Origin of the sequence: Seonamhaeicola sp. (genome assembly GCF_028281565.1) — a bacterium.
Classification (GTDB): domain Bacteria; phylum Bacteroidota; class Bacteroidia; order Flavobacteriales; family Flavobacteriaceae; genus Seonamhaeicola.
The window spans coordinates 46,229-63,837 of the sequence record NZ_JANQJQ010000025.1 but is presented as its reverse complement, the minus strand read 5'-3'; the positions used below and the strand labels follow the sequence as shown (position 1 = coordinate 63,837).

At 37.6% G+C, this 17,609-nt stretch carries 18 protein-coding genes; 10 read left to right on the top strand and 8 right to left on the bottom strand.

The annotated features are described in order from the left end of the window. Window positions 1-122: 122 nt before the first annotated feature. The 4 genes from Q0983_RS12245 to Q0983_RS12230 all read left to right on the top strand — a co-directional run bounded on the left by Q0983_RS12245 (window position 123) and on the right by Q0983_RS12230 (window position 2,613). Window positions 123-1,034: a DMT family transporter gene (locus Q0983_RS12245; protein WP_299553517.1), complete on the top strand. Its 912-nt coding sequence runs from the start codon at window positions 123-125 to the stop codon at window positions 1,032-1,034. A gap of 97 nt (window positions 1,035-1,131) precedes the next feature. Beyond that, window positions 1,132-2,010, top strand: a complete 879-nt coding sequence (locus Q0983_RS12240; protein ID WP_299553514.1) for a permease-like cell division protein FtsX — start codon at window positions 1,132-1,134, stop codon at window positions 2,008-2,010. 10 nt (window positions 2,011-2,020) lie between these two features. Further along, window positions 2,021-2,356, top strand: coding sequence for a hypothetical protein (locus Q0983_RS12235; RefSeq protein WP_299553511.1), 336 nt, complete (start codon window positions 2,021-2,023; stop codon window positions 2,354-2,356). Between the two features lie 2 nt (window positions 2,357-2,358). Continuing rightward, entirely contained in the window at window positions 2,359-2,613 is a 255-nt protein-coding gene (locus Q0983_RS12230) for a DUF3098 domain-containing protein (RefSeq protein WP_299553508.1), read from the top strand. A 138-nt stretch (window positions 2,614-2,751) separates the two neighbouring features. Here Q0983_RS12230 and Q0983_RS12225 read toward each other — a convergent pair whose 3' ends face one another. Further along, on the bottom strand, window positions 2,752-2,976 hold the full coding sequence (locus Q0983_RS12225) for a helix-turn-helix domain-containing protein (protein ID WP_299553505.1): 225 nt from the start codon (window positions 2,974-2,976) through the stop codon (window positions 2,752-2,754). 186 nt (window positions 2,977-3,162) lie between these two features. Here Q0983_RS12225 and Q0983_RS12220 point away from each other — a divergent pair, with 186 nt between their 5' ends. Continuing rightward, the gene (locus Q0983_RS12220; RefSeq protein ID WP_299553503.1) at window positions 3,163-3,468 is read left to right on the top strand and encodes a hypothetical protein; all 306 of its coding nucleotides are present in this window, start codon (window positions 3,163-3,165) and stop codon (window positions 3,466-3,468) included. Here the strand turns inward: Q0983_RS12220 and Q0983_RS12215 are convergent. The 5 genes from Q0983_RS12215 to Q0983_RS12195 all read right to left on the bottom strand — a co-directional run bounded on the left by Q0983_RS12215 (window position 3,437) and on the right by Q0983_RS12195 (window position 10,969). Then, on the bottom strand, window positions 3,437-4,564 hold the full coding sequence (locus Q0983_RS12215; protein ID WP_299553501.1) for a glycerate kinase: 1,128 nt from the start codon (window positions 4,562-4,564) through the stop codon (window positions 3,437-3,439). The two genes, Q0983_RS12220 and Q0983_RS12215, sit on opposite strands and share 32 nt — an antisense overlap. A gap of 11 nt (window positions 4,565-4,575) precedes the next feature. Continuing rightward, window positions 4,576-6,183 carry a sodium:solute symporter gene (locus Q0983_RS12210; RefSeq protein ID WP_299553499.1) on the bottom strand — a complete coding sequence of 536 codons (1,608 nt, stop codon included), beginning with the start codon at window positions 6,181-6,183 and terminating at the stop codon, window positions 4,576-4,578. Beyond that, window positions 6,180-6,797: a GNAT family protein gene (locus Q0983_RS12205; RefSeq protein WP_299553496.1), complete on the bottom strand. Its 618-nt coding sequence runs from the start codon at window positions 6,795-6,797 to the stop codon at window positions 6,180-6,182. The genes Q0983_RS12210 and Q0983_RS12205 overlap by 4 nt, the downstream gene beginning before the upstream one ends. A 4-nt stretch (window positions 6,798-6,801) precedes the next feature. Continuing rightward, window positions 6,802-8,115, bottom strand: coding sequence for a trehalase family glycosidase (locus tag Q0983_RS12200; protein WP_299553493.1), 1,314 nt, complete (start codon window positions 8,113-8,115; stop codon window positions 6,802-6,804). A 178-nt stretch (window positions 8,116-8,293) separates the two neighbouring features. After that, entirely contained in the window at window positions 8,294-10,969 is a 2,676-nt protein-coding gene (locus tag Q0983_RS12195; RefSeq protein ID WP_299553490.1) for a carboxypeptidase-like regulatory domain-containing protein, read from the bottom strand. Between the two features lie 126 nt (window positions 10,970-11,095). On the opposite strand from Q0983_RS12195, the gene Q0983_RS12190 reads away from it, so the two are divergent. The 4 genes from Q0983_RS12190 to Q0983_RS12175 are packed head-to-tail and all read left to right on the top strand — an operon-like array spanning window position 11,096 to window position 14,427. Next, window positions 11,096-12,118 carry a LacI family DNA-binding transcriptional regulator gene (locus Q0983_RS12190; RefSeq protein ID WP_299553487.1) on the top strand — a complete coding sequence of 341 codons (1,023 nt, stop codon included), beginning with the start codon at window positions 11,096-11,098 and terminating at the stop codon, window positions 12,116-12,118. 56 nt (window positions 12,119-12,174) lie between these two features. Beyond that, window positions 12,175-12,969: an undecaprenyl-diphosphate phosphatase gene (locus Q0983_RS12185; RefSeq protein ID WP_299553484.1), complete on the top strand. Its 795-nt coding sequence runs from the start codon at window positions 12,175-12,177 to the stop codon at window positions 12,967-12,969. Between the two features lie 3 nt (window positions 12,970-12,972). Next, window positions 12,973-13,662 (top strand): tRNA pseudouridine(55) synthase TruB, encoded by a 690-nt coding sequence (gene truB / locus Q0983_RS12180; RefSeq protein ID WP_299553481.1) that lies wholly within the window; start codon window positions 12,973-12,975, stop codon window positions 13,660-13,662. Between the two features lie 42 nt (window positions 13,663-13,704). Then, on the top strand, window positions 13,705-14,427 hold the full coding sequence (locus Q0983_RS12175; RefSeq protein ID WP_299553479.1) for a hypothetical protein: 723 nt from the start codon (window positions 13,705-13,707) through the stop codon (window positions 14,425-14,427). Here the strand turns inward: Q0983_RS12175 and Q0983_RS12170 are convergent. After that, complete coding sequence (locus Q0983_RS12170; RefSeq protein WP_299553476.1) at window positions 14,411-15,028, bottom strand: thioredoxin family protein; 618 nt, start codon at window positions 15,026-15,028, stop codon at window positions 14,411-14,413. The genes Q0983_RS12175 and Q0983_RS12170 overlap by 17 nt on opposite strands. A gap of 93 nt (window positions 15,029-15,121) precedes the next feature. Here Q0983_RS12170 and Q0983_RS12165 point away from each other — a divergent pair, with 93 nt between their 5' ends. Further along, window positions 15,122-15,688: a DNA-3-methyladenine glycosylase I gene (locus Q0983_RS12165; protein ID WP_299553473.1), complete on the top strand. Its 567-nt coding sequence runs from the start codon at window positions 15,122-15,124 to the stop codon at window positions 15,686-15,688. Between the two features lie 3 nt (window positions 15,689-15,691). Here the strand turns inward: Q0983_RS12165 and Q0983_RS12160 are convergent, their stop codons facing one another. Beyond that, window positions 15,692-17,521: an alkaline phosphatase D family protein gene (locus Q0983_RS12160; protein ID WP_299553471.1), complete on the bottom strand. Its 1,830-nt coding sequence runs from the start codon at window positions 17,519-17,521 to the stop codon at window positions 15,692-15,694. Between the last annotated feature and the right edge of the window lie 88 nt (window positions 17,522-17,609).

Here is a 17,609-nt window from a genome sequence, read left to right as displayed (position 1 = left end):
CAAATTTAAGCTTTAAATAGAAATAAGTGTGCCTAATCCTTAAAAAATGGCCTGACTAAACATTTGTAAAATAATAGACCTAAATTTGGTTTTTGAAATCCTTCAATTTAAAAAGTAAGGCATTGCAAAGCAATATTATAAAAGCACACCTGGCACTTTTTGCGAGTCATGTTATTTATGCAGCAAATCACTTTATTGCTAAAGGGATCATGCCTGAAAAAATCAATCCAAATGCATTGGTTGTATTTCGCGTTATTGGTGCCGGGTTACTATTTTGGGGGATCAAGTACTTTATAAGGGAACGGGTAGCCGGAAAAGACCTGTTTAAACTGGCATTATGCGGATTGTTTGGTGCTTCTATGAATCAACTGTCTTTTTTTCACGGACTTAATTTAACATCGCCAGTAGACACTTCAATCATCATGACCTCAGCGCCTACAGTTGTTTTTATATTGAGTATTTTCTTTTTGAAAGAAAAAGTTACCGGCGCCAAACTACTAGGCCTAAGCATTGGTGCTTTAGGTGCCATAAGCTTAATCTGGTACGGACAGGTAGCAGATGATAACAGCTCTTTTTTAGGAAACCTGTTCATTTTTATTAATGTCTTGTTTTACTCGTTATATCAGGTGCTAGTAAAACCATTAATGCGCACCTATCATTTTATTACTATTATAAGCTGGGTTTTTCTATTTGGGCTTATCTTTTTAGTCCCCATTGGTTTAAAAGATGTTATTTACAATACAAATTACGGAGCCTTTGATACGAGTACCAGTTTAGCCATTGCCTATATTATTGTATGCACGACATTTTTAACATTCTTATTTAATATTTACGGATTGCGGCAAGTATCTCCGGCCGTGGCGGGAAGTTATTCCTATGTGCAACCAGCTGTAAGTTTTATTATTGTTCTTATTTTATCTTATGTGTTTCACAATGAGATTTACAACAAAGACATTGATCCGGTAAAAATTATCAGTTGCTTTTTGGTCATTATTGGGGTATATCTCATCAGCAGACAACCAAAAACCGGTTAAAAACCTGAACCCTGAAAGCAACAATGTTGATATGTTTTAGTTTATATAAATAGACATGTCATATACTTTACTATTTTTACAACATTAATCGCTATTTATGACTTCATATTACGAAAAACAGCAAAAACGCCGACTCATTTCTTCCTATTTTTCAGTGGTTTTAAGTATTGCCTTGGTGTTGTTTTTATTAGGATTACTGGGTATCATTCTCTTAAATGCCAAAAAAGTATCGGATCATTTTAAAGAGCAGGTGGTGGTCACCATTTATTTAAAGGAAAATGCCAAAGACATAGAAATCAAACAGCTTGAAAAAAGCTTAACCATGAGCGATTATGTAAAATCTACCGAATACGTCTCGAAAGAACAAGCGGCTGAATTCATGAAGGTGGAAACCGGTGAAGATTTTATGGATTTTGTGGGATACAATCCGTTGCAGAACTCTATCGATGTACATTTAAAAGCGGATTATGTCACCTCGGAACATTTGGAAACAGTTTCTGCCGAGGCCCTGAACAAAAAGTTTGTGGATGAAGTAAGTTATGATAATGACCTGGTGAACCTTATGAATGATAATGTCAAAAAGATCAGTTTTTGGGTATTGGTTATCAGCGCCTTATTTACAGTTATTGCTGTTTTACTTATAAACAGTTCGTTGCGGCTTTCCGTATATTCCAAGCGTTTCACTATTAAGACCATGCAAATGGTTGGCGCTACCAAGCAGTTTATCAGGCGTCCGTTTGTCTGGAAAAGTATTCGCCTGGGCATTATTGGTGCTACGTTAGCGCTAATAGGGATGGCCATTGTTTTTTATTATCTGAACAGAACATTCCCGGAACTGGAATTAATGAGTAATGCGGTACTTGTTGTATTGTTATTTGTTGTGGTTTTTGCTTTGGGGATTGTAATTACCTGGATAAGCACACATTTTGCCACCCAACGTTTTTTGAATTTAAGGACCGATGAGTTGTATTATTAATATAAAAGCAATGAAAAAATTTATACTTCTCTTGGGTATTGCTTTAATAGGTGTGTCTTGTATCATAAAAGACCCCAAACCGGAAGATTGTGTCATTCAAACTGAAACCATTATTAATATTAAGGAGGGAACATCATTTGACATTGTGTTTAGCGATAGTCATGGAGACCACTATTACATAAACCGAGGATTGGAACGCGGACTAAATTTAGATTCTCTTAACGCAAAAGTTTTAAATAAATCCGTTAATTTGCATCTGGCTAAGGTATTGGGTGGTTTGGTAATTTCAGAACATATTACCCAATTATCTGTTGATGATGCTATTATTTTTACCGAATTTAATTAACCATGGGAGAGAAGAAACGAAAAGAAAATGCGAAGCCAATCTTTGTATTTGGCAAGAAAAACTACAAATGGATGTTTATAGGTTTGGCTTGTATTGCCCTTGGCTTTATTTTAATGTCCGGAGGCGGTAGTGACGATCCTAATGTTTTTAATGAGGCTATTTTTAGCTGGAGACGTATCCGATTAGCGCCTGCTTTAGTCCTTATTGGTTTTGGGATTCAGATCTATGCTATTTTGTTGAATCCTGACAAGAAATAGTTTTGGATTCCTGCCGTAGTCTATCTTGAGCGACAGTCGAAAGGCAGGAATGACAGTCCTTTTCACTTTGACCTCCCATCGATTTCTATAATGAAAACCACTTGAATAAGTAAAACTTCGCATGGTGAGATAGAGACATTACTCTCCAATCATTTTGAAAAACTCGGAAATTTTTATTTCACGAGCTTCGCAGATCTTATACAGTGTTTTTACCGGTATACGATAGCCTTCTTTTTCTTTCACAATCTTGCGAACTGTCTTTTCGTCAATATTGTGGTCGATTGCAAAGCTACTTTTAGTTTTCGCTTTAGAAACCCATTCATTAGCTATATAATTACATATTTTCTTATCTATATCAACCATTTAACAAAGAAAAATTTTGCTAAACGATTATTTCGGACTATCGTCCGATTTTAAAAAAATCTTCATATATTTGAATAACCCAATTCAAAATACCATGACAAAAACGAACCAATCAAACAATAATTTTTGTGATTTAACAACTAATGAAACCATCAGAAAACTAGCCCTGGAATGAAAACAACAAAAATGAGCCCACAAGAATTTAAAGCAAAGTATGGGCATACGCTGCACACAGACCCCAAAACGAAACAGAACTATATAAAACTACCTATCTGTAGCTTAAACGAACTAGCCTATATGCAAGAATCCTTACTCGACGGTATATTGCTACTAACACAATTAGAGAAAAGACATTATAAAAATGAACAGATGCAAAGTACCGTGTACTGGTTGTGCAGGTTAACCCTGAACAGTTATGCGCATGATGAAATAAACGGGCTATCTGAATGGTTAAAAAATATTAATACAGAAAACTCTCGGCAAAATCCTTAGCTATCTGTCTTACATAAACGTATCCGTTTTGCATGGCATCTTCTAAAGAAATTGCTTTACCGATAACCGAATCGGCATAATCAATTCCCATATTTACTGTTTCTTTTTTGGAAAGTGCTATAGCACCACAAAAAGCAGCGACTTTTATTTGGTTTGCTTTGGCTGATGACAGCACCCCCTGAATGGTTTTACCTGACATGGTTTGGGAATCCAGTTTACCTTCCCCGGTGATGATCCAATCAGCACCTTGTATCAGTTCATCAAACCGAGCCAAACTTTTAATCAATTCAATTCCGGGTTTTAAATCGCCATTAAGAAACACTTTAGAGCCTATTCCCATACCTCCAGCCGCTCCGGCTCCTCTTACCTGTTGTGCATCTACATTAAAAACAGCCTTAATGATCTTAGAAAACGATTCCAGGCCTTTGTCCAGCATATCGATGTCTTCAGCAGAAGCCCCTTTTTGAGCGGCATACACATAAGCGGCTCCATTTTTTCCGAACAACGGGTTTGTAACATCACATGCTACGCTAAAACTTACATCATTTAATTTTGGATGTATTTTTGAAACATCCACAGAGGCTATTTTTGATAAATTGGCTCCAATGGGAAGCAACTCCTGACCGTCCTTATCTAAAAATCGATATCCCAGAGCCGTGGCCATACCTATACCACAATCGTTTGTGGCACTACCTCCAATCCCCAAAATAATTTTCTTAGCACCTTTTTCAATGGCATCTGCTATCATGTCTCCGGTACCCAAAGTAGTGGCATTTTTACAATCAAAGGCTTCCGGCTCCAGAAGTTTTACACCGGAGGCTTCAGCCATTTCTACAAAAGCGGTCCCGGTTTCTTCAGAATATAAATAAGAGGCATTAACAGGTTGAAAAAAAGGGTTGTTTACCTCAACATCTAAAACCTGGCCTTTTAGATAATAGTCAATCACCTCAATGGTTCCGTCGCCACCATCGGCAAGCGGTAGCTTAATAATTTCCGCATCCGGTATTACTGCAAGAACACCTTCTTCTACGGCATTACAAAACGCTGATCCCGTTAGAGAATTTTTAAATTTATCCGGTGCCAGTATTATCTTCAAAGTATTATTATTTAACCTAATAGTTTAGCCATAGAGATGGCAACAAGTGTAATAACTACAAAGAAACCTAAAAGTATTGCAACTTCGCGTTTTCCGGCCTTATAAAAAACAACCTCAAGCCCTTCCCGAACCTCTTTTTTAATAACCAAACTTATAGTATAAGCTACAATGACTGTTACCAGGCAACCTATGGCATTCCACCAGAACCAAAATACCTCGGGAACATATAGCCATAAGTACATATTGAACAACACGCCTGCTACAATACCAATATTGGCACCCAAAGCATGTGTTTTTTTGGTAAGAATGGCTAAAATAAAGGCCGCTAAAATCGGTCCGTAAAACACAGAACTGATCTTGTTGATCACTTCGATAACAGTACCTTCTATACTGCCGGCAAAAAATGCAAAGAACAGGCATACCAGACCCCAAAATACTGATAATAATCTTGAATTCATTACATATTGTTTATCAGTCATATCAGGCTTAAAACGTTTAATAAAATCTTCTAAAGATACTGCCGATAATGAATTAACCGTAGAACTGAGGGATGACATAGCTGCCGACATAATAGCAACAATAAGAATCCCTATAATCCCATTAGGTAAATATTTAATAATAAAAACCGGCACCATAAGATCGGCTTTTTTACCTTCCAGGCTACCAATATTACTTTGATACACACTATCCATGAGCTCCTGGAATCCAAAATCCTGTAATAACAAAGTTCCTAACACCAGTCCCATGATACAATACGTTAGTGTGATAGGGAAACGTAATAAGCCATTGGCTAAAAGTAATTTTTTAATGGTGGGCATGCCTTTAGCCGATAACAGGCGCTGAGACTGCGTTTGGTCTGTTCCGTAATAGGAAGCATACAGGAAAAATCCACCAATGACCATAGGCCAAAAACCAAATTCGTCCTGTTTGTCTCCATTATTGAATCCCCATTTTGAGAAATCAACTGCCGTAAGCCGGTCTTTATCTACATGGGTTAAAAAGTTGTCCAGTCCCCCTAATTCACTAAGTCCGTATACCAAACAAATGATAATGCCGAAGAATAGTATAAGCATCTGGATTACATCACCCCAGATGACTGCTTTCATGCCTCCCTGAAAGGAATATATCATAGTAATGACCCCGATGATCAAAATGGATATCCAAAAATCAATTCCAACCGTAGCCTGAAGTATTAGTGCCATGGTGTATACCATAACACCGGTAGCTACGGAACGGCTTATTTGAAACACAAAACTTATTAATAGGCGCGAAGACGCATCAAAGCGTTTTTCAAGGTATTCATAAACACTTACTATACCTGAATTGTATAAGGTTGGAATGATTGCAATGAGCAGAAATGCCATGGCCAGAGGCACACCGAACTCGTATGTTAACCATTGCAGACCGCCGCCTTCTTTTAACCCTACAAACGCCGGTGCCGAAATAAAACTTATAGCCGACAATTGGGTTGCCATAGTTGATAAACTCAACGGAAACCAACCCATGGATTGTCCGCCTAAAAAATAGTCTTTGGAATCATTATTCTCTTTAAAGAAGTAACCAATGCCTAAAAAAGCCAATAAGTACACTACTATGATGATATAATCTATGTAATTCATAATGCTTTACTTTTAGTTTTTAACTTTTGTTCCAACATCCTTTTTGCGCTGTGCTTCCATTCATGCTTAAGGATACTCATCAACACAATATCGGCCCTTCCTTTTCCGTCTAATGAAGGTATAAAATTTCTTAAAACACCTTCTTTTTTACAGCCAACACTTGTCATTGCCGCAATACTTACTTTATTTTCTATATGAGCCCCGAACCCTATACGCTCTAATTGCAGTTTTTCAAATATAAATTCAAATAAGAGATACTTACAATGCTTATTTAATCCGGTTCCCCTAAAATTTTCACCATACCAGGTATGCCCAAGTTTGATGGTTTTAAGATCTTTTGAATACTCATATAATCGGGTCATGCCTGCATATTCATTCTTAGTTTTATCAAAAACCACAAATGGGTATTCCTTTTTAAACCTACGATTCTCAATTGCAGAAAGTACATACCTGGTTAAGTTTTCCAATCCGTTACCTTTTTCCAGTATATAGGTCCATAAATCTGTTTCGTTAGCTATAGACAATAACGGCTCTATGTGTTCTAACTTCAGCGGACTTAATCTTACGCGGTTATCTTCTAAAACATAATCTGTATCAAAATCAAACTTTAACACTTCATCAATTCTTTTCCAACAAATCAATTAACAAGGCTGCACTCCAGGAAAAATTGTTGCCACCATAACCTGCATTTCCGGCCTTGTGGACTTCTTTTCTGGAATCGAAATACTCGTAGAACCCGTTTTTATCAATAATCTCTATGGAATCACTTTTTACGCGTTCAGCAATATCAGTATAACCATATCGATTTAACCCATCAAAAAGCATCCAATTTAAATTTATCCAAACCGGGCCTCGCCAATATTTTTTGGGGTTGAAGCGTTCACTATCCGGATCGAAAGAGGCACATAAATATTGACTTTCTTTCCCGAACTTATTCATCATTACTTTAATCATATTGTCCGCCCTTTCTTTACCGGGAATGTTAGCAAATAAAGGTGCAAAAGAAGAAGACGATAAAAACCTTAAGGGCCTTTTATTTCTTAAATCATAGTGCACGTAAGCTCCCAAGTCTTCATCATACAGCTTTTTGTTAAAAGCATTTATGGCTTTTTCCTGCCATTGTTTTAGCTGACTTATTTTCGCCTCATTGTTTCCTATCAATTCATACAAGGTCAGTAAACTTTCATTGGACTTTATCAGCATGGCATTAAACAACGGATCCTGAATCAAAAAAGGAGAAAGTTCTGCTATTTTCTCATCACTGTAATTATGCTCTTTTGCAATGTCTATGATGTAAAGATAATGGTCATACTCCCGCTTTGATGGCCTTTCCGAAGCATCAACATGCGTAGTATCTCTACGCTCGAATGTATATTCCGGCGGGTTCATAGTATCCCAGATATCGTCCCAAATAGGAGAATTATCAGTCCCTGACTCCCAATTGTGATATATATATACCAAGCCTTCATTTTCAGGGTCTCTATGCCGATAAAAATAGTCATGATTGAAATATACCTTATCTATAAGATCTTCAATAAACTTTAAAGTAGCCTCCTTATCCTTGCTGATTCTATAAATTTCTTCCAATACAAATCCTGTAACCGGTGGTTGTGTCATTCCGGTAGACCTATATTTTTTTGAAGACTGCGGATGTAAATCGGAACGATGAAAATCCGGACCCGGGAAGTAGGTATCACTTTCCGTATGAAAGATAATATGAGGAATAAACCCATTACCCCATTGGGCATCAAGCAATGTTTTTATTTCCTGTTCGGCTTTTTGCATATCAAAATGTGCAAACCCAATAGCTATTAAACCGGAATCCCAAAACCACTGGAACGGGTACAATTTAGCACATGGAATGCTAAATCCTGCTCTCCAGTTGTTTTGAAGAACCTCCTTCGCTTTATTGTATAGTGATGCATTTTTCATTATTTCTACTAATCAGTTTTTATTTAAATAAAGGCTTGCCAGATTCAACAAGCCTTTAGATTGAGAGATGCCATTAATCATTATAAACAGCTCTTTAAAAAAACTCACCACCCAAAACCTAAGCCAAAAAGTGGTGAGTCAACTAAACCTAACTACTTCTGAACAAACGAAAACAATCTTAAAAATTAAATGTGGCTGTTAGGAAAAAACGTCTGGGCAATATGGGTCTTCCGAAGAAAAACTCCGCATCACCTTGTTGATTAATGTTTCTGGGATCTCCCTCGGTCACGCCTTCATCGTCAAATAAATTGAAAATAGAGAATCCAAGTCTTAATGTATCACCACTGTCATTGGCTCCCATAGGGAATTCATATCCGGCTCCCAGACGGCCTATAGTGATGGCATCCAGCTCTACATTATTATTATCTGCTGCGAATTTGCTACCTGTATGATTAAGTGAGAATAAGGCATCCCATTTACCATTGTCAAAATACACGCCTAAGGTCCCCAAGAAATTTGGTTGTCTGGCTAATTCGTTACCCTCATCTACCGTTGTTGTTGTATTTGCAACCAAATCTGTTCTTTCGTTCTTTGTTATTTCATGGGCCTGATACGTAGTAGACCCTCTTAAATTAAAGTTTTCAGCAAACCTCCAATCGTACGTTGCTTCTAAACCTAAGGTGCTCGTACTTTGGTCTGATCTGAATAAATCCACTAAGGTTCCATTACTAAACCCTTGATCAATTTTAATTCTGTCACTTAGACCAACATAGTAAGCAGCCAATGAGCCTTTCAATTTCTCTGTTCCAACTTTTGCACCGGCCTCAAACTGAATAATTCTTTCCGAATCATATTTACTTCCGGTTACACCTGTAGCAATGGGAGCGAACCCTCTGATCTGAGGGAAAAAGAACCCTTTAGAGAAGTTGGCATATAAATTAACCGCTGTACTTAATTTGTACAAACCGGCTAAAGAAACCGCCCAGTCTGTAGCATCAACATCCGCACGCGTAAAGCTGCCGTCTGCAAAATTCACATTGGCCAGCTCCGGAGTCAGCTCCGGATTATCATATACCTGGGACTCTACTATATTTCCGTTATTAAAAGTTCCTTTAGTGTTTTCAATTCTAAACCCAACATCAAATCGCCATTTATCAAAAACCATCTCATCTGTTAAGTAAAAAGCCGTTCTACTTTGTGATAAAAATCTGTTAGAAGTCATCCCAATTCTGTTATACAATCCACCATCTGAAAAGACTACATTGTTTCCACCGGCATCTGTATAGCTTAAGTTTACCAATTTAGGGTTATTGTTAAATTCTGATAAAACTCTGTACTGGTAGTTTACATCTTCGGCCTCAGTACGCGCTAAAAAGAAACCTCCTGTAATATTGTGAGTACCATTCTCTACATTAAGCGTCTTAGTTAAAGAGGCCTCCCCTGAGTAGTCTGTCATTGGTCTTAAACGGTCAATATGCAAATTATCCAAAACCAGGTCAGAACCACTTATTTGATCGCTTGTTCCCTGATAAGAGGCAGAAAAGCCAAGATTTCCGGGAGCAATATTATTTACATATTCGTTTAATGTAATCGGGTTGTTGTTGTCTCCATTACCGCCAATGTACAGGGCGAAATTATGCTTATAATTTGCATATCTTATTTTGGACTTAAATTTTAAATCATCCGAAAAATTGTATTTAAAATCACCCATTATATAACCTCCCTGGGTGTGAACACCATCTTCAATAGGACTTTCATAAACGCCACCGGCTGTCAGGAACGAAGTCCGCGCCAATTCACCCGAAAGTAACTGAGAGACAGCCTTCCCATCATTACCGGGAAGCCTGGTTCTGGTAGCACCATCTAAAGGAAGCGGTAAGAAGAATTGTGCCTTATCATTGATAAACTGTCCGTGAATTGTAAAGGATCCATTTTCAAACTTCTGTTTGATATTGGCTCGGAACTGAACCCCTTTGGTAGGTAATCCCGTATCAATAGGGCCATCATCTTTTCTAACAAAACCGGTGAACGCATAATAGGTATTGGATTCCTCGCCTCCTAATTTTCCACCGGTGTAGAAGTCTGTCTTTAACCTACCTTCATCTGCCCACTCAATGTTGATTATGTTTTCATCATTAGAATCTCCTGTTTTACTGGTATAATTAATAATACCTGCCACGGAACCGGCCCCGTATAACACGGCGGCACCTCCTCTAACAAACTCCACACCTTTAAAACCGATGTCCGGTCTTGCATACACATCATGAGCCGAAGAGTTTAAACCAAAGGTGCTCATTAGAGGCATACCGTCATATTGTAAAGGATTAAAAACATATTGTCCACCGGAAGGCAACCCTCTTACAAATATGTTAGAGGCCGTTTCACCACCACCACCTTCGGCAGTAATACCCGGAATACTTCTTAAAACATCCGCCTGAGAGTTTACAGAAAGTTTGGTTATTTCTTTCTGCTTTAAGGAGCTAATAGACATAGGTGTTTCTTTTTGTGATCTGAAGGTTGCGGATGCCGTTAAAACCACCTCATCCAAACTGGTACCTCCTTCCTTTAAAACGATTTGTAGGGTAATAGCCGTTCCATTTAGTTCAATGTCTTGCGTATAAGTTTCATAACCAATATATGACACTTGTAATTTTTGAGTTCCCGTAAGACTGGTACTAAAACTAAAATTTCCGTCAAAATCTGTTGTTGCTCCGGAAGAACTGTTTAGTATCAAAATATTTGCTCCGGTCACCGGCACGCCACTTCCATCTTTTACTGTTCCTGAAATATCAGTTTGCGCAACCATTGCAGAAACACTAAAAATGCATAATAAAGTTAAAATAGCTTTTTTCATTTTTTTGATAATTAGTTAATTTTGACGCTAATTAAATAATAACTTTCTATTAAAATTCACAAAATATTGCCATATTTGTACGCAAACGTTTGCGGGAACGTTTGCATTTTTTAATATTATTTGGTAATGAAAAAAGAAACCACCTCTTTAAAGAAGTTAGCCCAAGAATTAAATTTATCGGTCTCTACCATCTCCAGAGCTTTAAATGACCATCCTGATATTAGTGAAGCTACTAAAGAAAAAGTCCAAAAGTTAGCTGCAAAACTGAATTATGTCCCCAATATATTTGCCAAAGGTTTCAGGCAGCAAAAAACCAACATTATCGGGGTTCTTGTTCCCAATATTACGCATTACTTTACTTCTACTATTTTAAAAGGCATCTTAGAAGAAGCCTCTTTAAAGGGATACAGGGTTATTATTTCTGAGTCGAATAATGATGCTATTAAACAAACCGAAATGCTTAATACCATGTTACAATTCAATGTAGATGGTATTTTAATGTCCATTTCAAAAGTAACCAGAGAAGTTGATGATATCCTTAAAGTTATTGATAATGTTCCACTAATATTATTCGATAAGGCCTCAAACAAAATCCCTTGCTCGCAAGTTGTAATTAATGAAGAAGAATCGGCCTATAATGCCATTGAACACTTAATTAATATTGGCAAAAAGCGCATAGCCATTATAAAGGAAAACGAATATTCTTATAATTCAGAACGTCGTTATTCCGGTTATTTACGTGCTCTGAAGGAACATAATATCCCAATAGATGAAAAAATAATCATAAGTGTAGATGATATATCACTAAGACAGGGGAGACGTATGGCTAACTTACTGTTAAGTATTAAAAACAAGCCGGATGCAATTTTTGCTATTACCGATAGTGCCGCCATAGGTGTTATACAGACCCTGAAGAAATTCAATATAAATATCCCGGAAGAAATAGCTGTGGTAGGCTTTAGTAATTCTAAAAATTCTACCATTATAGAACCCATGCTCACTACCATTGATCAACCCGGAGAACGCATTGGTTCTACTGCGGTCAAATACCTCATTGAAGAAATTGAAAATCCTGACTCTATTGGCAATAAAACCATTGAGATCAAGGGCCATCTTATAATCAGGGATTCCACGTTTAAAGCTTCTTAAACATAATTTCATCTGCAATTCCTCTTTTAGTATTCCTATTTTAATATTTTTGCGCCATGGATATTATAGACGCAACTATTTTAGGTATTATTCAGGGGCTGACCGAGTTTTTACCGGTTTCTTCCAGTGGCCATTTAGAATTAGGAAAAGCCATTCTGGGTGATAATTCCATTCCGGAAGAAAGCTTATTGTTTACCGTAGTACTTCACTTTGCCACGGCTTTAAGCACCATTGTTGTATTTAGAAAAGATGTTTTAGATATCATCAAAGGTTGCTTGAAATTCAAGTGGAATGAGGATCTACAATTTGTTGCAAAAATTGCTGTTTCCATGATACCGGCTGTCGTAATCGGGTTCACATATGAATCCCAATTTGCTGAATTGTTTGGTGGCAATATAAAACTAGTAGGCTTTATGCTTATAATAACTGCCTTATTACTTTATCTGGCAGACAAAGCCAAAAACACCGACAAAAAGGTAAGCTTTAGTAATGCCTTTGTAATAGGTGTTTCACAAGCTATTGCCATGTTACCCGGAATTTCGCGTTCGGGAGCCACGATTTCCACATCGGTATTATTAGGCAACGATAAAACCAAAGCCGCTCGCTTTTCATTCTTAATGGTGGTACCACTGATCTTTGGGAAGATAGCCAAGGATATCATGAGTGGTGATATTTCAACGGAAAGCCAAAATTTCACTACTTTATCCATTGGGTTTATTGCTGCATTTATTGCCGGTTTATTCGCATGTACCTGGATGATTGCCTTGGTAAAGAAGAGTAAGCTATCTTATTTTGCTATTTATTGTGTAATCGTTGGACTTATTGCCATTGCAGTTTCATTTTTAAACTAAAATATGACTGCTGAAGATTTCCTTTCCGGACAAATAATATTGATAGATAAGCCGCTTCACTGGACCTCCTTCCAAGCGGTTAATAAGCTACGTTGGGAGATCAGGCGTGCTTTCAACATTAAAAAAATAAAGGTTGGTCACGCCGGCACTTTAGATCCTTTGGCAACCGGGTTGCTGGTGATCTGTACCGGTAAAAAAACCAAAGAAATCAATACGTATCAGGCACAAATAAAAGAATACACCGGAACCTTTGTTTTAGGAAGCACTACGCCTTCATTCGACCTGGAAACTGAAATAGACCAACAACATCCTACGAGCCACATTACAGAAGATCTAATTCATGAAACCACCAAAAAATTTATTGGTGATATTGAACAATATCCCCCGTTATTTTCAGCTATAAAAAAAGATGGCAAGCGCTTGTATGAATTTGCCAGAGCAGGAAAAGCCGTAGAAATAAAACCAAGGATCATCCACATTTCGGAATTTGAAATCACTAAAATCAATGGTCTTAATATTGACTTTAGAGTCGTTTGCGGTAAAGGCACTTATATCCGTTCTCTGGCTGATGATTTTGGAAAAGCTTTAAATTCCGGCGCACATTTATCCGCTTTAAGACGCACCAAAATTGGTGATTTTAATATTGAAAATGGGGTTTCCATTAAAGGGTTCATAGCCGGTTTAAAAGGCTAAAACACATATTTTTACGTATATTGGGTAAACATTTTGTTAAAAATGCAGCTCTCAGATCAACATAAAGCCCTACTCTTAACCCTTCTTGTTGCAGGAACGGTGGTGCTTTCCGTATTTAGTTTGAGCCTAAAAAGGCAGCAAAAAGGTATTGCTGAAAGTTATTATGAAATTGAAGCTGAAGAAGAATTAACCGAAGAAGAAATCAAAGTTCTGGAAGCTTTAGAAAAGCTTAACAGCAGCAAAGCAGAAACCAACAGTGCTTTTAATCAAACCCAAAGAGCGAACCAATTTGCCCAGGCTTATAAGCCCATTGCCCCTCCTGAAGATTACGTACCTGAACACAATGACTTCAACAGTGACGAAACCTTGAACAACTATAAGGAAAAGTATAAGAATACTCATAATGATAAACTAAACGACGAAGCCTTTTCGCAGTTCAACAAAGCCAACGATGTTTTAAAAAAGCAACAGGAAGAGGCCAATAACGTTAACAGCACCATTGGTTTTTCTTTAAAAGACAGGTCTAAAGTTCATATTCCCATACCTGTTTACCTTTGTGAAACCGGTGGTAAAATAGTGGTGAATATTACCGTAGATGCCAAAGGAAATGTAGTTGACGCCTATGTCAATACCTCTTCAAACTCTGATAATGAATGTTTGGTTGAACACGCCTTAGAATACGCCAAAGAATCTGTTTTCAGTACAGATACTTCAAAACCAACCCAAATCGGGTCCATTACTTTTAACTTTATTGGTAAAAACTAGGTTGGAATTTGCGTAACATTTCGGTTACATCCTCAACTGCCGTTAAGCCCCTATCGTTATTATACCAATGTTGTAAATCTTCTTTAAATTGTGGCGTTAAAGCACCGTTTGCAGCCTTAAACCTGTTCACATAGCCTGTGGCTTCACTCGGCCTGGGCCCATAAGTATCCAAAACCACCCCTGTTTCATCATCTATCATTATTAACTTAGGAACTGCTCGATTTCCATCGGTTAAAAACAAATCCATCAATTCCGGGTTTTCATCTCTTATAATCAGTCGCATGCTTATCTTGGGGTTCAATTCAGCGATCTTATTCAATACAGGTATTATATGAGCCGCATCACCACACCAGCTTTCCGTAATAACCAACCAGGTTACATTGGTGCTAAAATCCAAAAGCTGTTTTTTAGATTTTTCACTTATTTTTAAAGTTTTATCCCAACGTTTCATACGCCGGTCATTCAACTTGGTGAAGTCAATTCTAGCAACACTTTTTTCATCTCCAGTGGTTCGTCCCTCGTTGGCTAGTTGCATCATTAACGCACGGTAAGCCTCATAAGACATACTCTTTTCTATACTTGATTTTATAATAGTGTTCATGACAAATACTTTTTGTGACGATACAAATTTAGTATCTTGCTATTCTTTATAAGATGACATTTGTCATGAGCAACCAATAAAACTTACATTATTATGGCCAATAAACACAGATGTAGCTGGTGCGAAGGCGATGAACTCTATGAAAAATATCATGATGAAGAATGGGGCGTGCCTGTTTATGATGATGATAAATTATTTGAATTTTTAATTCTAGAAACGTTTCAGGCCGGTTTAAGTTGGATTACCGTATTGCGTAAACGTGAAAATTTCAGAAGGGCTTTTGACAATTTCGACTATAAAAAAATTGCCCATTACAAACAGGGTAAAATTGATGCTTTGCTTCAGGATGCCGGTATTATTCGAAATAAATTAAAGGTAAAAGCAACCGTTAGCAATGCCCGGGCTTTTATGGATGTTCAAAAAGAATTTGGCAGTTTCAGCAAGTATATTTGGGACTTTGTTGACGGCAAACCCATTAAAAATAACTTTAAAAGTTTAAGCGAGATTCCGGCAAACACACCATTAAGCGATACTATCAGCAAAGACTTAAAAAAACGCGGATTTAAATTTGTAGGTACTACTGTTGTTTATGCTCATATGCAGGCTACAGGTATGGTAAATGACCATATTACCAGTTGTTTTAGGTATAACCAGGTATAAACTTTACAAGCTTATATTCTTAGTGGCCCTGTTCTTCTTTTTTGCCTGGACTTCTATGGTTTGCTGGCTATCCCCTTCACCAATTTTAATCTTGTAAGCCCCTTCCTGATGCACTTTGGGCTGATACAAACTCCCTTTTATTCTTTGGGAAGAAATTACTTCTCCTGACGTTTTTTCAACCACAGTAACCACTTGATCTTCTTTAGAAATCTGAAGTTTTGGTAATTCAAACCCGTTTAAAATACTATAATTATCTTCTTGTGACACGGTTACCGGCCACCCGGGATATTGTTTACTGTTTGGATCACTCATATCCACATTTCTACCCCAGCATTCAAAAGTAATTTCACGTTTGGGTTTGTCATACCTGATAATCCCATAACCGGCAGCACGGGTATTCAACCTATCCCCGGATTCCATATTTTCTTTAAAATTAGGATTGGCTATGGCTTCAACCGTAATTTTATTATTAAAACCATCTAAAAACTCGCCGGTATAATAAGGTGCTCCTTTTTTACGGTTCTTTCCCGGTACTTTAGGATCCCACCAGCGCACCCAAAAGTTGGCCACTGCAGGAACCGCAAAGGAATAACCGGCATCATTCCAATCATCGATACCATGACGAATAACAGAACCTAAATGCTGGTCACCGGCCACCATGGTTGAAAAGCTTTTACGAATTACTTTTAAAGCCTTATTACGTCCCGTTTGCGGCCATCCGTTAGAATCGAAATCAAATCTTATTTCGTTTTTTCCTTTGTTACCATAATTAGCCGATTTACAGAAAATAGTCTGAGATAATACCGATTTCATTTCAGCATTTTCCCAATCGGTAGTCCAATCTTCCAAAAATTTTAATTGCCTGTCGCCTAGCATAGTAGCACCGGGAACATCAAATAGCTTTGGATCCAAATCATTAAAGCCCTTATGTGCTTTTCTAACTTTATCTGTTATAGGCTTTGGCCCGCTTTTAAATTTTCTGTCTTCTAAAATAGCAAAACTCATACCGCCCCATTTTAAATCAGTATAATACACCCCAATACCCCTTTCTACAGGGGTTGGATCATACGGATCCGGTAAATGACTGGTTTGCGCGCGCTCCACCTCCTTGATATATTCAACAGGCATGTAGTAGCCTCCCATATTCCCATGACGTGAAGGTGCTTCCTTACCACCGGCTCCCCAAAGATTGCCCTGGCCTATATCGTGATCATCGGGTACCGTAATAGTTGGTGTATTACGTATTATTTCTCCAAAATCCCTGCCTAACTGTAACCAGTGAATCAAATGAAAACTATGATCATAGACCTGATCACCTGCAAAATATAACAAGTCCGGCTTGATCTTTTTTAGGTTTTCAATGATATCGGTTTTCGGAATGTTACCATCATGTCTTGAGTAAATGGAATTACAGGAGAATGTCACCATGACGAATTCATCGTTATCCACAGGGTTTTTCCTGATAATACCATTGTAAAACCCTTTATCCATAAAGTTAACACGATATTCCACCTCTTTGGTATCGTCCCAGTTCTCTAATCTAAAATGTGCCGTATAACCGGGATACTGTATCCTGGAATGCGCCACCGTTTCCCATTGCCCCTCTTTCTTTAGCTGTAAACTGGCTTCAAAAGGTTCAAAATCCTGAATGGGATAGAACTGGGCTGTCATTTTTACCGTATGCTCATGTACCGTGTACAATGCAAAACAAATGCGGTCTTTGGGTTTTAGCTTCTTAGAATATTCATAGGTTCCCAAATCCTGCCCGTGGACAACAAAAAGACCGAACAAAAAGGCAACAACAATTAATAATGGTTTTTTTAGTGTGATCATGGAAGAAAAATTTTTATAAAGATAGCCAACGGGTACAGGATTAACACTGACAAATAACCTTTTTTTAATTACATTTGGTTAATAATTG

Excerpts from the sequence above, each read along its gene's own strand:
- Q0983_RS12220 (WP_299553503.1), top strand. The coding sequence starts at position 3,163 with ATGAGCCCACAAGAATTTAAAGCAAAGTATGGGCATACGCTGCACACA.
- truB (WP_299553481.1), top strand. The coding sequence starts at position 12,973 with ATGACTGCTGAAGATTTCCTTTCCGGACAAATAATATTGATAGATAAG.
- Q0983_RS12230 (WP_299553508.1), top strand. The coding sequence starts at position 2,359 with ATGGGAGAGAAGAAACGAAAAGAAAATGCGAAGCCAATCTTTGTATTT.
- Q0983_RS12170 (WP_299553476.1), bottom strand. The coding sequence starts at position 15,028 with ATGAACACTATTATAAAATCAAGTATAGAAAAGAGTATGTCTTATGAG.
- Q0983_RS12175 (WP_299553479.1), top strand. The coding sequence starts at position 13,705 with ATGCAGCTCTCAGATCAACATAAAGCCCTACTCTTAACCCTTCTTGTT.
- Q0983_RS12240 (WP_299553514.1), top strand. The coding sequence starts at position 1,132 with ATGACTTCATATTACGAAAAACAGCAAAAACGCCGACTCATTTCTTCC.
- Q0983_RS12185 (WP_299553484.1), top strand. The coding sequence starts at position 12,175 with ATGGATATTATAGACGCAACTATTTTAGGTATTATTCAGGGGCTGACC.
- Q0983_RS12200 (WP_299553493.1), bottom strand. The coding sequence starts at position 8,115 with ATGAAAAATGCATCACTATACAATAAAGCGAAGGAGGTTCTTCAAAAC.
- Q0983_RS12195 (WP_299553490.1), bottom strand. The coding sequence starts at position 10,969 with ATGAAAAAAGCTATTTTAACTTTATTATGCATTTTTAGTGTTTCTGCA.
- Q0983_RS12190 (WP_299553487.1), top strand. The coding sequence starts at position 11,096 with ATGAAAAAAGAAACCACCTCTTTAAAGAAGTTAGCCCAAGAATTAAAT.
- Q0983_RS12235 (WP_299553511.1), top strand. The coding sequence starts at position 2,021 with ATGAAAAAATTTATACTTCTCTTGGGTATTGCTTTAATAGGTGTGTCT.
- Q0983_RS12160 (WP_299553471.1), bottom strand. The coding sequence starts at position 17,521 with ATGATCACACTAAAAAAACCATTATTAATTGTTGTTGCCTTTTTGTTC.
- Q0983_RS12210 (WP_299553499.1), bottom strand. The coding sequence starts at position 6,183 with ATGAATTACATAGATTATATCATCATAGTAGTGTACTTATTGGCTTTT.
- Q0983_RS12165 (WP_299553473.1), top strand. The coding sequence starts at position 15,122 with ATGGCCAATAAACACAGATGTAGCTGGTGCGAAGGCGATGAACTCTAT.
- Q0983_RS12225 (WP_299553505.1), bottom strand. The coding sequence starts at position 2,976 with ATGGTTGATATAGATAAGAAAATATGTAATTATATAGCTAATGAATGG.